Source organism: Streptomyces sp. NPDC034670, from assembly GCF_055574875.1.
In genome coordinates, this window is record NZ_JBVITR010000016.1 from 12,742 (window position 1) to 26,172 (window position 13,431).

Annotated in this window: 9 protein-coding genes; 4 read left to right on the forward strand and 5 right to left on the reverse strand. The window is 71.9% G+C overall.

Features of this window, described 5'->3' with window-relative positions; all coding sequences use genetic code 11:
* Positions 1-148: 148 nt before the first annotated feature.
* From ACZ56B_RS13920 to ACZ56B_RS13935, 4 genes are all read right to left on the reverse strand, one after another.
* Positions 149-2,107: an ABC transporter permease/substrate-binding protein gene (locus ACZ56B_RS13920; protein ID WP_468789572.1), complete on the reverse strand. Its 1,959-nt coding sequence runs from the start codon at positions 2,105-2,107 to the stop codon at positions 149-151.
* Positions 2,097-3,626 carry a sugar ABC transporter ATP-binding protein gene (locus ACZ56B_RS13925; RefSeq protein ID WP_468789573.1) on the reverse strand — a complete coding sequence of 510 codons (1,530 nt, stop codon included), beginning with the start codon at positions 3,624-3,626 and terminating at the stop codon, positions 2,097-2,099. The genes ACZ56B_RS13920 and ACZ56B_RS13925 overlap by 11 nt, the downstream gene beginning before the upstream one ends.
* Positions 3,623-4,666: a LacI family DNA-binding transcriptional regulator gene (locus ACZ56B_RS13930; protein ID WP_468789574.1), complete on the reverse strand. Its 1,044-nt coding sequence runs from the start codon at positions 4,664-4,666 to the stop codon at positions 3,623-3,625. Before ACZ56B_RS13930 ends, ACZ56B_RS13925 begins: the two co-directional genes overlap by 4 nt.
* A gap of 152 nt (positions 4,667-4,818) precedes the next feature.
* Positions 4,819-5,241 carry an ATP-binding protein gene (locus ACZ56B_RS13935; protein ID WP_468789575.1) on the reverse strand — a complete coding sequence of 141 codons (423 nt, stop codon included), beginning with the start codon at positions 5,239-5,241 and terminating at the stop codon, positions 4,819-4,821.
* A gap of 221 nt (positions 5,242-5,462) precedes the next feature.
* On the opposite strand from ACZ56B_RS13935, the gene ACZ56B_RS13940 reads away from it, so the two are divergent.
* From ACZ56B_RS13940 to ACZ56B_RS13955, 4 genes are all read left to right on the forward strand, one after another.
* Complete coding sequence (locus ACZ56B_RS13940; RefSeq protein WP_468789577.1) at positions 5,463-6,308, forward strand: helix-turn-helix domain-containing protein; 846 nt, start codon at positions 5,463-5,465, stop codon at positions 6,306-6,308.
* A 6-nt stretch (positions 6,309-6,314) separates the two neighbouring features.
* Positions 6,315-6,509, forward strand: a complete 195-nt coding sequence (locus ACZ56B_RS13945; RefSeq protein WP_468789579.1) for a DUF397 domain-containing protein — start codon at positions 6,315-6,317, stop codon at positions 6,507-6,509.
* 40 nt (positions 6,510-6,549) lie between these two features.
* Positions 6,550-8,835 (forward strand): SF1B family DNA helicase RecD2, encoded by a 2,286-nt coding sequence (gene recD2, locus ACZ56B_RS13950; protein WP_468789581.1) that lies wholly within the window; start codon positions 6,550-6,552, stop codon positions 8,833-8,835.
* Between the two features lie 219 nt (positions 8,836-9,054).
* A complete protein-coding gene (locus ACZ56B_RS13955; protein ID WP_468789583.1) occupies positions 9,055-10,344 on the forward strand; it encodes a citrate synthase in 1,290 nt (429 codons plus the stop codon).
* Between the two features lie 674 nt (positions 10,345-11,018).
* On the opposite strand, the gene ACZ56B_RS13960 is transcribed toward ACZ56B_RS13955, so the two are convergent.
* Positions 11,019-13,295 carry a heavy metal translocating P-type ATPase gene (locus ACZ56B_RS13960; RefSeq protein ID WP_468789586.1) on the reverse strand — a complete coding sequence of 759 codons (2,277 nt, stop codon included), beginning with the start codon at positions 13,293-13,295 and terminating at the stop codon, positions 11,019-11,021.
* Positions 13,296-13,431 lie beyond the last annotated feature (136 nt).

Below are 13,431 nucleotides of genomic sequence, written 5' to 3' on the forward strand. Positions count from 1 at the left end.
CGGCACGAACGCCAGCCCACGGTGCGCTGTTGGACCGACCAGCGGGCGGGGGGTTTGTTGCCGGCCGGACGTCCCCCCCTCGCCGGGGGGGGGGGGGGGGGGGGGGCCCCCCCCCCCCCCCCCGCCCCGGGTGCCTGCGCGCCCGGTGTCAGCCCTCGAAGCCGGCCACGTTCTCCTGGGTGACCACCTTCACCGGCACCTTCACCGTGCTCTCCACCTTCTCGTCGTCGGCGGCCCGCAGCGCGTTGCGCACCGCGATCCTGCCGAGTTCCGACGGCTGCTGCGCGACGGAGGCGTACAGCGTGCCCGCCTCGACCGCCTTCAGCCCGTCCGGCGTGCCGTCGAAGCCGACGACCTGGACCGACTTCCCGGCCCTGGAACCGAGCGCCTTGATCGCGCCGAGGGCCATCTCGTCGTTCTCGGCGAAGACGCCGTCGATGTCGGGGTGCGCCTGGAGCAGGTTCGTCATCACGTCCAGGCCCTTGGTGCGGTCGAAGTCCGCGGGCTGCTTGGCGACGACCTCGATGCCCGGGTAGTCCTTCAGGCCCTCGGCGAAGCCCGCGCCGCGCTCGCGGCTGGCGGAGGTGCCAGCCTGGCCCTGCAGGATCACGATCGTGCCCTTGCCGCCGAGCTTCTCGGCGAGCGCCTTGGCGCCCAGCGCGCCGCCCTCGACGTTGTCGGAGGCGACCAGCGCGGCCGTGTCCGCCTTGTTGACGCCGCGGTCCACGGCGATGACGGGGATGCCCGCCTTGTTCGCGCCGCGCACCGCGGGACCGGCGGCGTCGGAGTCCACCGGGTTGACGATGACCGAGGACAGCGAGCCGCTGGTGAAGTTCTGCAGCTGGTTGGCCTGCTGGGAGGCGTCGTTCTGCGCGTCGGTGACCGTCAGGTCGACGCCCAGCCTCTTCGCCTCCTCCTCGGCGCCGGCCCGGATCTGCACGAAGAACGGGTTGTTGAGCGTCGACAGCGACAGCCCGATCCGCTGCGTCTTCCCGGCCGGGGACCCGTTGTGCAGCAGCGAGGTCGCGCCGACCACCGCGACGGCGACGACGGCCGCGAGCACGTACGTGAGCGCCTGCCTGCCCCGGTTCCCGCCGCCGGACGCGCCGGCCGCCGGGGTGGTCGCGCCCGCCTTGCGCCGCAGGGTGTCGAACAGCACCGCCAGCGCGATGACGACGCCGATGACGACCTGCTGCCAGAACGCGGAGACGGACAGCAGGTTGAGCCCGTTGCGCAGCACCGCCAGGATCAGCGCGCCGATCAGCGTGCCCGACGCCCTGCCGGTGCCGCCCGCCAGGGAGGCGCCGCCGATGACGACGGCGGCGATCGCGTCCAGTTCGTAGCCCTGCGCGGCCTGCGGCTGCGCGGAGGCCAGCCGGGAGGCGAGCACGATGCCCGCGACGGCGGCGAACAGCCCGGAGAAGGCGTAGATGGCGAGCTTCTGCCGCTTCACCCGCAGGCCCGACAGCCGCGCGGCCTCCTCGTTGCCGCCGATGGCGTACATGGAGCGGCCGATGTAGGTCCGGCCCAGGACGAACGCCGTGACCAGCCCCATGACGACCATCACCAGGACCGGCACCGGCAGCCAGCCGCCGAGGGTGTCGCCGAGGTGCGAGACGGACTCGGGGAAGGCGATCGGGGAGCCCTGCGAGATCACCAGGGACAGACCGCGCGCCACCGACAGCATGGCGAGCGTCGCGATGAACGACGGCAGCTTGCCGTACGAGACCAGGAAGCCGTTGACCAGGCCGCAGACGATGCCGGTGGCGACGGCGAGCAGCACCGCGAGGACGACCGGCACCCCCGCCTCGGTCGCGCTCCACGCCAGCACGGTCGCGGACAGCGCGGCGACCGAGCCGACCGACAGGTCGATGCCCGCCGAGACGATCACGAAGGTGACGCCGAAGGCGAGGATCGCGGTCACGGCGGCCTGGACGCCGACGTTGAGGAGGTTGTCGGCGGTCAGGAAGTCCCCGGACAGCGCCGACATGGCGACGACCAGGGCGATGAGCGCGGTGAGCGCCCCGTTGTCGAGCAGCAGGCGGCGCAGGCCGCCCGAGGCGCCGCCCTGCGCGCCCGGCTTGCTCTTGAGCGTGTCAGTGGCCACCGGGGGCCTCCGTTCCGTTGCTGTGAGGGGTACTGACGGCGAGCGCCATCACGGCGTCCTGGGTGGCCTCCGCGGCGGCCAGTTCGCCCGCGACGCGTCCCTGCGCCATGACGACCACCCGGTCGCTCATGCCGAGCACCTCGGGCAGGTCGCTGGAGATCATGAGCACGGCGGCGCCCGCGGCCGTCAGTTCGTTGATCAGCTGGTAGATCTCGACCTTCGCGCCGACGTCGATGCCGCGCGTCGGCTCGTCGAGGATCAGCACCTTCGTGTCCGCCAGCAGCCACTTGCCGATGACGACCTTCTGCTGGTTGCCGCCGGAGAGCGTCCGCACGTGCTGGCCGAGGCCGGCCATCCGCACGCCGAGCTGCCCGGCGATCCGGGCCGCCGCCTCGTGCTGCCCCTTGAGGTCGACGAGCCCCGCGCGGGAGGCGGACCGGAGGGTGACCAGGCCGAGGTTCTCCTCGACGGAGGCGTCGAGCACCAGCCCCTGCCCCTTGCGGTCCTCGGGGACGAGCCCGATCCCGGCCGCCATGGCGGCGTTCACGTCGTGACCGCGCAGCCGCTCGCCGCCGACGTGCACGGCCCCGGCGTCGTACGGGTCGGCCCCGAACACGGCCCGGACGACCTCCGTCCGCCCGGCCCCGACCAGCCCCGCGATGCCGACGACCTCACCGGAGCGCACCTCGAAGCTCACGTCGTGGAAGACACCGTCCCGGGTCAGCCCCTCGACCCTGAGCAGCGCCTCACCGGTCTTCGCGCGCTCGCGCGGGTACTGCTGCTCGATCGACCGCCCGACCATGAGCCGCACCAGCTCGTCCTCGGGCGTCGAGGCGGGCACCTGCCCGACGCTGCGCCCGTCCCGGATGACGGTGACGCGGTCCCCGAGGGCGGCGATCTCCTCCAGGTGGTGGGTGATGAAGACGATCCCCACCCCGTCCTCGCGCAGCCGCCGCACGATCGCGAACAGCTTCTCGACCTCCTCGGAGGTGAGCACGGCGGTCGGCTCGTCCATGATCAGCACCCGCGCGTCCAGGCTGAGCGCCTTGGCGATCTCGACCATCTGCAGCCGCGCGATGCCGAGTTCGCGCACCCGCGCCCGCGGGGAGACGTCGACGCCGACGCGCTTCAGCAGCACCTCCGCCTCGGCGTCCATCCTCCTGCGGTCGATCATCCCGAACCGGCGCGGCTGCCGCCCCAGGAAGATGTTCTCGGCGACCGTCAGATCGGGGACGAGGTTGAACTCCTGGTAGATGGTGGCGATCCCGAGCCGCTCGGAGTCCTGCGCACCGTGGACGCGCACCTCCTCGCCGCCGACCACGATCCGCCCGGCGTCGGGCGTGTAGGCGCCGGAGAGCATCTTGATCAGCGTGCTCTTGCCCGCGCCGTTCTCACCGAGGAGCACGTGGACCTCGCCCCGGCGCAGGTCGAAGTCGACGCTGTCGAGCGCGACCACGCCGGGGAAGGTCTTGCGGATGCCCTCGATGCGCAGCAACTCGTCCGGACTGCGGCTGCTCACGGCGTACTCCTTCGTACGGGGGAGGGGGACGGTGGGGGAACGGGGGGTGCCGGCTCACCGCACGAGCGGCGCACGACGAGCCGGGCGGGCAGGGCGACGGACGCGCCGGGCCGGCCCTCGATGCGGTCGACCAGCGCGTGCACGGCGGCCCGCCCCAGTTCCCCGGTGGGCTGGGCGATCGCGGTGACCGGCGGGTCGGTGTGCACGAACCAGCGGATGTCGTCGAACGCGGCCAGCGCGATGTCGTCGGGCACCCGCAGCCCGCGTGCGCGGACGGCGTCCAGCGCGCCGAGCGCCATCAGGTTGTCGGCGGCGAACACGACCTCGGGCGGCTCGGGCAGGTCGAGGAACCCCTCGGTCACCCGGCGCCCGCTCTCGGCCTGGAAGTCGCCCTGGCCGATGTAGGCGTCGGGGAGGGGGAGCCCGTACGCGCCGAGCGCCTCGCGGAAGGCGTCCACGCGCTCGCGCCCGGTCGTGGTGGCGGCCGGCCCGGCGATGATCGCGAGCCGCCGGTGGCCGAGCCCGTGCAGGTGGGCCACGAGGTCCCGCACGGCCGCCCGCCCGTCCGACCGGACCACGGGCACGTCGACGCCCGGGATCCACCGGTCGACGAACACCATCGGCGTCCCCGCGCGGGCGGCGTCCAGCATGCGGGGCGAACCGCCGTCGGTGGGGGAGACGAGCAGCCCGTCGATGCGGCGGTCCAGCAGCGTCGTGACGTGGTGGTCCTGGAGGTCGGGCCGCTCGTCGGCGTTGCCGATGATCACGCTGTAGCCGAGGGCGCGGGCCTCCTCCTCGACGGAGCGGGCCAGTTCGGTGAAGTACGGGTTCAGCACGTCGCTGATGACCAGGCCGAGGGTGCGGGTCTGCGCGGTGCGCAGCGACCGGGCGACGGCGTTCGGGCGGTAGCCCAGCGCCTCGACGGCGGCCAGCACGCGGGCGCGGGCGTCCGCGCTCACCGACGGGTGGCCGTTGAGCGCGCGCGAGACCGTCGCGACGGACACCCCCGCCTCGGCGGCGACGTCCTTGATGCTCGCCATCGCCGTTCCACCTCCTCGTGGAATCGATTACACGAAGGATTGGAATCGATTACACGAGCGAGGACAAGGGGGTGGGGGTGGCCGAAACTGAATCGTGACCGGGCGGCGCGGACGCACGGGCCCCGCCGGGAGGGGACGGGCGCGCCCGGCGGTCAGGCGGCCGGCGGGGCCGCCCCCAGCTCGCACCACACGTACTTGCCCCGGCTGCCGTCCCTGGTCAGCGGCTGCCACCCCCACACGTCGGCGCACGCCCGCACCAGCGCGAGGCCCCGGCCGTCCTCCCGCTCCCACTCCGGGGCGAAGGGTTGCGGCGGCTCGGGCGGTGACGGGTCCGCGTCCCACGCCCCGACGCGCAGCGTGCCGGGCGGCGACCAGCGCACGCGCAGGGCGGCGGGGCCCTTGGTGTGCCGCACGGCGTTGGAGACCGGCTCCGCCGCCAGCAGCTCGGCGACGTCGACGAGGCGGATCAGCCCGTGCAGGGTGAGGATCAGGCGCAGGGTGCGGCGGCTGACGGTGACGGCGCGGAGGTCGTTGGGGATGTGGAGGGAGTACTCCCACGGTTCGTTTTCGGACATGCGGAACTCCGTTGGGGTGGGGAGGGGGTGAGGGCGGTCCCGGTGTCATTGCCGCAGCCGTCACGGCAGGACGGGGCGGTGCGCTTCCGGTGGGCCGGTGCCGCACGGTGTGCATCGCGTCACTGACGGTAGGGCTAACATGTCATACCGAGCAAGCTGATCGCCTAACCTGACCCCGAACGAGTCACGCTGGTGGGCTCGTTGAAGCGAGGGAGTCCGGCATGGTCTTGAGGCGCGAATGCACCGCACGTCAGCTGCGCTTAGCAGTTGAATTGCGCAGGCTGCGAGATGCGGCTGGGCTGTCTGCTACTGAGGCGGCGGCGTTGCTCGGCGTGAGCCGTGTTCAGATCAGCCACATCGAGTCCGGGCTCGCGGGCGTGAGCGAGGAGCGCCTGCGCCGCCTCGCCGCACACTACTCGTGCACGGACGAGGCGTTCATCGACGCTCTCGTCGTCATGGCGACGGACCGGACTCGTGGGTGGTGGGAGGAGTACCGGGGCCTACTGCCTACACCGTTCCTGGACCTCGCCGAGTTGGAGTACCACTCCACATACCGGCGCGATGTGGAATTCCTGTTCATCCCAGGACTGCTACAGACGGAGGACTACGCGCGTGCCGCCTTCTCTTCCCGGGTGCCCGAGCTTCCCCAAGAGGAGCTGGAGCTGCGAGTCCGCCACCGGATACAGCGGAAGGTGATTCTCGAAGCCCCGACTCCGTATGAGGCCGTCATCCACGAAGCCGCGCTGCGTATCAGGGTCGGGAATCGAGCCACCGCGCGAGCGCAGCTCACCCGCGTCCTGGAACTCTCCGAAGTCGATCACGTCAGTGTGCGTGTTATCCCCTTCGACCTGGACGGCTTCGGTGGCGCCTGGAGTCCCATGATGCTGGCGGGCGGGAGGGTGCCCAAGCTGGACACGGCCGTTCGCGACGCACCGCACGGCGCTGGCTTCATCGATTCCGAAGCTCAACTCGGCGTCTTTCGAACGGTTTTCCGTAGAGTGGCAGACGTGTCGCTCGACCTCAGCAGGTCGCGTGACTTCATCCACAGACTGGTCAAGGAGCTGTGAGGTTCTGTGTCCATGCCCGACAACTGGCGCAAGTCGTCCTACTCCGGCGGAGGCGACGGCAACAACTGTGTGGAGATCGCGACCTCGCCCACCCGCACAGCCGTCCGCGACTCCAAGGCCCCCGCCAGGGCCACCCTCACCTTCCCCGCCGCCGCCTTCGCCCCCTTCCTCGACGCCCTCAAGAAGCACCCCCGCCCCTGAGGCCCACCGCCTGTCACTCCCCACCGGTACGGTCGGAGCCATGTCCAACCAGTCCGCGGCAGCCCCCGGTGAGCGACGGCTCGCCGTCCTCGAAGGCGTCCTGGAGCGCATCACGTACGCCAACGAGGAGAACGGCTACACGGTCGCCCGCGTCGACACCGGCCGGGGCGCCGGCGACCTGCTCACCGTCGTCGGCGCGCTGCTCGGCGCCCAGGTCGGCGAGTCCCTGCGGATGGAGGGCCGCTGGGGCTCCCACCCGCAGTACGGCAAGCAGTTCCACGTGGAGAACTACACGACCCTCCTGCCGGCCACCGTCCAGGGCATCCGCCGCTACCTCGGCTCGGGCCTGGTCAAGGGCATCGGCCCGGTCTTCGCCGACCGCATCACCCAGCACTTCGGCCTGGACACGCTGAAGATCATCGAGGAGGAGCCCGAGCGGCTCGTCGAGGTCCCCGGTCTCGGCCCCAAGCGCACGAAGAAGATCGCCGACGCCTGGGAGGAGCAGAAGGCGATCAAGGAGGTCATGCTCTTCCTCCAGACCGTCGAGGTGTCGACCTCCATCGCGGTCCGGATCTACAAGAAGTACGGCGACGCCTCCATCTCCGTGGTGAAGAACCAGCCCTACCGCCTCGCCGCCGACGTCTGGGGCATCGGCTTCCTCACCGCCGACAAGATCGCCCAGTCCGTCGGCATCCCGCACGACAGCCCCGACCGCGTGAAGGCCGGCCTGCAGTACGCCCTGTCCCAGTCCGCCGACCAGGGGCACTGCTACCTCCCCGAGGAGAAGCTGATCGCGGACGCGGTGAAGCTGCTCCAGGTGGACACCGGCCTGGTCATCGAGTGTCTCGCCGAGCTGGCCGCCGAGCCGGAGGACCCGGGGGAGGACCCCGGCGTCGTGCGCGAGAAGGTGCCGGCCCCGGACGGCGGCGACCCGGTCACGGCGATCTACCTGGTCCCCTTCCACCGCGCCGAGCTGTCCCTCTCCGCCCAGCTGCTGCGCCTGCTGCGCACCGACGAGGACCGGATGCCCGCCTTCCGGGACGTGGCCTGGGACAAGGCGCTCGGCTGGCTCAAGGGGCGCACGGGCACCGACCTCGCCCCCGAGCAGGAGGAGGCCGTCCGCCTCGCGCTCACCGAGAAGGTCGCCGTCCTCACCGGCGGCCCGGGCTGCGGCAAGTCCTTCACGGTCCGCTCGATCGTGGAGCTGGCCCGCGCCAAGCGGGCCAAGGTGGTGCTGGCCGCCCCGACCGGCCGCGCCGCCAAGCGCCTGGCCGAGCTGACCGGCGCCGAGGCCTCCACCGTCCACCGCCTGCTGGAGCTCAGGCCCGGCGGGGACGCCGCCTACGACCGGGACCGCCCGCTGGACGCCGACCTGGTGGTGGTCGACGAGGCCTCCATGCTGGACCTGCTGCTCGCCAACAAGCTGGTCAAGGCGGTGCCGCCGGGAGCCCACCTGCTCTTCGTCGGGGACGTCGACCAGCTGCCCAGCGTCGGCGCCGGCGAGGTCCTGCGGGACCTGCTGGCGGACGGGAGCCCGATCCCCGCGGTGCGGCTCACCCGGGTCTTCCGCCAGGCCCAGCAGTCGGGCGTGGTGACCAACGCGCACCGGATCAACGCGGGGCGGCCCCCGGTCACCGACGGCATGAAGGACTTCTTCCTCTTCGTCGAGGACGACACCGAGGAGGCCGGCCGGCTCACGGTGGACGTCGCGGCCCGGCGCATCCCGGCGAAGTTCGGCCTGGACCCGCGCCGCGACGTGCAGGTCCTCGCCCCCATGCACCGGGGGCCGGCCGGCGCCGGCACCCTGAACGGGCTGCTCCAGCAGGCCATCACCCCCGGCCGTCCGGACGTGGCCGAGAAGCGGTTCGGCGGCCGGGTCTTCCGCGTCGGCGACAAGGTCACCCAGATTCGCAACAATTACGAGAAGGGGGAGAACGGCGTCTTCAACGGCACCGTGGGCGTGGTCACCTCGCTCGACCCGGTCGACCAGCGCCTGACGGTGCTGACCGACGAGGACGAGGAGGTGGCCTACGAGTTCGACGAGCTGGACGAGCTGGCCCACGCCTACGCCGTGACCATCCACCGCTCCCAGGGCAGCGAGTACCCGGCGGTCGTCATCCCGGTGACCACGGGCGCCTGGATGATGCTCCAGCGCAACCTGCTGTACACGGCGGTCACGCGGGCGAAGCGGCTGGTCGTCCTGGTCGGTTCCCGCAGGGCGATCGGGCAGGCGGTGCGCACGGTCTCGGCGGGCCGCCGGTGCACGGCCCTGGACTTCCGGCTCGCCGGTCCGAAGGCCTCCCGGCGGGACGAATCACCCGTGTGAACGGCCCGTCGCCGAAAAATGATCGATCAAATGAGTCGCAAAGGTCACAGAGGCCTTCCGGATGCGGGACGCAAGGGGCAGGATGGGCAAGTTGACGGCACTGAGTGCCGTCAATAGGCCCGATGGTCGACCCCGAGTGCACTCTCCTGAGCCAAGTGGGGGATGGTAGAGACAGTCAGGGCACCTCGAAGATGAGGCACAACGTCGGTGAGGGAAGACGTGAGCGACAACTCTGTAGTACTGCGGTACGACGGCGGCGAGTACACCTACCCGGTGGTCGACAGCACCGTCGGTGACAAGGGCTTCGACATCGGAAAGCTCCGCGCTCAGACCGGTCTGGTGACGCTGGACAGCGGCTACGGCAACACCGCCGCCTACAAATCCGCGATCACCTACCTGGACGGCGAGGCCGGCATCCTCCGGTACCGCGGCTACCCCATCGAGCAGCTGGCCGAGCGCTCCACCTTCCTGGAGGTCGCCTACCTGCTGATCAACGGCGAGCTGCCGACGGTCGACCAGCTCACCGCGTTCAAGAACGAGGTCACGCAGCACACCCTGCTGCACGAGGACGTCAAGAACTTCTACAAGGGCTTCCCGCGCGACGCCCACCCGATGGCCATGCTGTCGTCGGTCGTCTCCGCGCTGTCCACCTTCTACCAGGACAGCCACAACCCGTTCGACGAGCAGCAGCGCCACCTCTCCACCATCCGCCTGCTCGCCAAGCTCCCGACGATCGCGGCGTACGCGTACAAGAAGTCGGTCGGCCACCCGTTCGTCTACCCGCGCAACGACCTCGGCTACGTCGAGAACTTCCTGCGCATGACCTTCTCGGTGCCCGCCCAGGAGTACGAGCTCGACCCGGTCGTGGTCTCCGCCCTGGACAAGCTGCTCATCCTGCACGCGGACCACGAGCAGAACTGCTCGACCTCCACGGTCCGCCTGGTCGGCTCCTCGCAGGCGAACATGTTCGCCTCGATCTCCGCCGGCATCAGCGCCCTGTGGGGCCCGCTGCACGGCGGCGCCAACCAGTCGGTGCTGGAGATGCTGGAGGGCATCCGCGACTCCGGCGGCGACGTCGACTCCTTCATCCGCAAGGTGAAGAACAAGGAGGACGGCGTCCGCCTGATGGGCTTCGGCCACCGGGTCTACAAGAACTTCGACCCGCGCGCCAAGATCATCAAGGCCGCCGCGCACGAGGTGCTGTCCGCCCTCGGCAAGTCCGACGAGCTGCTGGACATCGCACTGAAGCTGGAGGAGCACGCGCTCTCCGACGACTACTTCGTCTCGCGCAGCCTCTACCCGAACGTCGACTTCTACACCGGTCTGATCTACCGGGCCATGGGCTTCCCGACCGAGATGTTCACGGTCCTGTTCGCTCTCGGCCGCCTTCCGGGCTGGATCGCCCAGTGGCACGAGATGATCAAGGAGCCGGGCTCCCGCATCGGCCGCCCGCGCCAGATCTACACGGGCGTGGTCGAGCGCGACTTCGTCCCGGTCGAGGAGCGCTGACACCGGCGCCGCGCGCCGTACCGCCGCAGGGCCCCGCACACGCAGGTCGTGTGCGGGGCCTTTTGCGTGGTCGGTCCGCGGACGCGGGCGGGGCGCGGGTGCTGGACGGCCACGCGGAGCGGGCGAGGAAGCGGGAGCGGGCGAGGAAGCGGGGGCGGAGGAGAAGCGGGGGCGGAGGAGAAGCGGAAGGCGCCCTGGCGCCGGTCCCCCCACGGGCCGACGACCAGGGCGCCTTCCCATGTCCCGGTGCGGATTCCCCCCACGGGATCCGGCCGGGCGCCTGTGAGGACAGCGCCTGAATCGCTGTGCGGTCTGCCGGGACACACACGTTCGGGAGGGCCGCTCAAAGCTCCCCGGCGGTCACGTGCCCCGGCAACGCTCCCCCCTGCGTGCGAGCAGGGAGGTACTCCGTTCTGGGAAAGTCCCCCAAGACATCCCCAGATGTCAGGAAGCGCCCCCCAAGACGCCGCCTGACATCGCCAACTTAGACCCTCGAACCCCTTCGATGGTTACGTTCAGATCACTGTGATCTGCGTCTCTTGCATATGTCCGTTAGGTGCGCAAGAGCCCGGGTACCACTCGTGGGCCTCGAGCGTAAGGAAGATGCGCGAGCCGTGTGAAGAGCTTATGTGAGGGTCGTACCGGACTCCAGGGGTACGGCCCAACTTGAGACCTCAATGAAATGACCGCAGCCGCAGGCTGTTCGTCACCACGAAGACCGAGGAGAAGGCCATCGCCGCTCCGGCGATCATCGGATTCAGCAGTCCGGCCGCGGCCAGCGGCAGCGCGGCGACGTTGTAGCCGAAGGCCCACACGAGGTTGCCCTTGATCGTGGCGAGGGTCCGGCGGGACAGCCGGATCGCGTCGGCGGCCACCCGCAGGTCGCCGCGGACCAGGGTCAGGTCGCCCGCCTCGATCGCCGCGTCCGTGCCGGTGCCCAGGGCGAGCCCCAGATCGGCGGCGGCGAGCGCGGCCGCGTCGTTGACGCCGTCGCCCACCATGGCGACGACGCGTCCCTCGGCCTGCAGCCGCCGCACGACGTCGACCTTGTCCTCGGGCAGCACCTCGGCGATCACCTCGTCGATGCCCACGGCCCCGGCCACCGCCTCGGCCGCCGTCCGGTTGTCACCGGTCAGCAGCACCGGGGCGAGCCCCAGGGCGCGCAGCGCGCGCACCGCCTCGGCACTGGTCTCCTTGACCGTGTCGGCGACGGCGAGGACCCCGCGCGCCCTCCCGTCCCAGCCGACCACGACGGCCGTGCGCCCGCCGCTCTCGGCCTCCCGCACGGCCCGGGCCAGCTCCGGCGGCAGCTCCCCGAAGAGCCGTCCCACGGCCACCTCGTGGCCCTCCACGCGTCCGCGCACGCCCCGGCCGGGGACGTTCTCGAAGGACTCGGCCGCCGGCAGCGTCCCGGCGCGTTCCTCCGCACCGGCGGCGACCGCCCGGGCGACGGGGTGCTCGGAGGCGTGCTCCAGGGCGCCGGCGAGCCGCAGCACCTGCTTCTCGTCGGCGTCCTCGGCGGCGTACACCTCCTGCAGGGTCATCCGCCCGGTGGTGACGGTGCCGGTCTTGTCCAGGACGACGGTGTCGACGCGGCGGGTGGACTCCAGCACCTCCGGACCCTTGATCAGGATGCCGAGCTGCGCGCCGCGCCCGGTGCCGACCATCAGCGCGGTGGGCGTGGCGAGCCCCAGGGCGCACGGGCAGGCGATGATCAGCACGGCGACGGCCGCGGTGAACGCGGCCACCGCGTCGCCCGTGGCGCCCAGCCAGCCCCCGAAGGTGCCGGCCGCGATCAGCAGCACCACCGGGACGAAGACCGCGGAGACCCGGTCGGCCAGCCGCTGCACCCGCGCCTTGCCGTTCTGCGCGTCCTCGACCAGCTTCGCCATCCGCGCGAGCTGCGTGTCGGCGCCGACCCGGGTCGCCTCGACGACGATCCGGCCGCCCGCGTTGACCGTGGCGCCGGTGACGGTGTCGCCGACGGTGACGTCCACGGGGACGGACTCGCCGGTCAGCATGGAGACGTCCACGGCGGAGGAGCCCTCCACCACCGTGCCGTCGGTGGCGATCTTCTCCCCGGGGCGCACGACGAACCGGTCGCCGACGGCCAGCCGCCGCGCCGGTACGCGCACCTCGCGCCCCGCCCGCAGGACGGCCACGTCCTTGGCGCCCAGCTCCATCAGCGCCCGCAGGGCCGCCCCCGCGCGGCGCTTGGAGCGCACCTCCAGGTAGCGGCCGAGCAGGAGGAAGGCGGTGACGCCGGCGGCGACCTCCAGGTAGATCATGGAGGCGCCGTCGGCGCGGGAGACGGTGAACTCGAAGGGGTGCCGCATCCCGGGCGCGCCCGCGTCGCCGAGGAACAGCGCCCACAGGGACCAGCCGAACGCGGCGAGCGTGCCCACGGAGACCAGCGTGTCCATGGTGGCCGCGCCGTGCCGGAGGTTGGTCCAGGCGGCCCGGTGGAAGGGCAGCGCGCCCCAGACCACGACGGGCGCGGCCAGGGTGAGCGAGAGCCACTGCCAGTGGTCGAACTGCAGGGGCGGGACCATCGCCAGCAGGACGACGGGGAGGGCGAGGAGCGCGGAGACGGTCAGGCGCCGGCGCAGGGCGGCCGACTCGGGGTCCTCCTGCCCGCCGGCCGGGCCGTCCTGCCCGTCCTGCCCGTCGGACGGCTCGTCCGCCGGGGGCGCGGGCTCCTCGGCGGTGTAGCCGGTCCTCACCACGGTGGCGATCAGGTCGGCGACCTCGACGCCCGGCGGGTAGGAGATCCGGGCCTTCTCCGTCGCGTAGTTCACCGTGGCGGTGACGCCGTCCATGCGGTTGAGCTTCTTCTCGACGCGGGCCGCGCAGGAGGCGCAGGTCATCCCGCCGATGAGCAGCTCGACCTCCGAGGCCGCCGGCGGTGCGCCGGCCGGGGCCTCGGCGGCGGCGGTGGTACTGCTGGTCACGTCCGTCACTCCAGGAAAGCGGGGAGGGGTGGGGTCCGGGGCCGGGGGGGGGGGGGGGGGGGGGGGGGGGGGGGGGGGGGGCGACCGCCCCCGGCCCGGCGTTCCCGTTCCTTCCTTGGACCTGTCGCCCCAACTC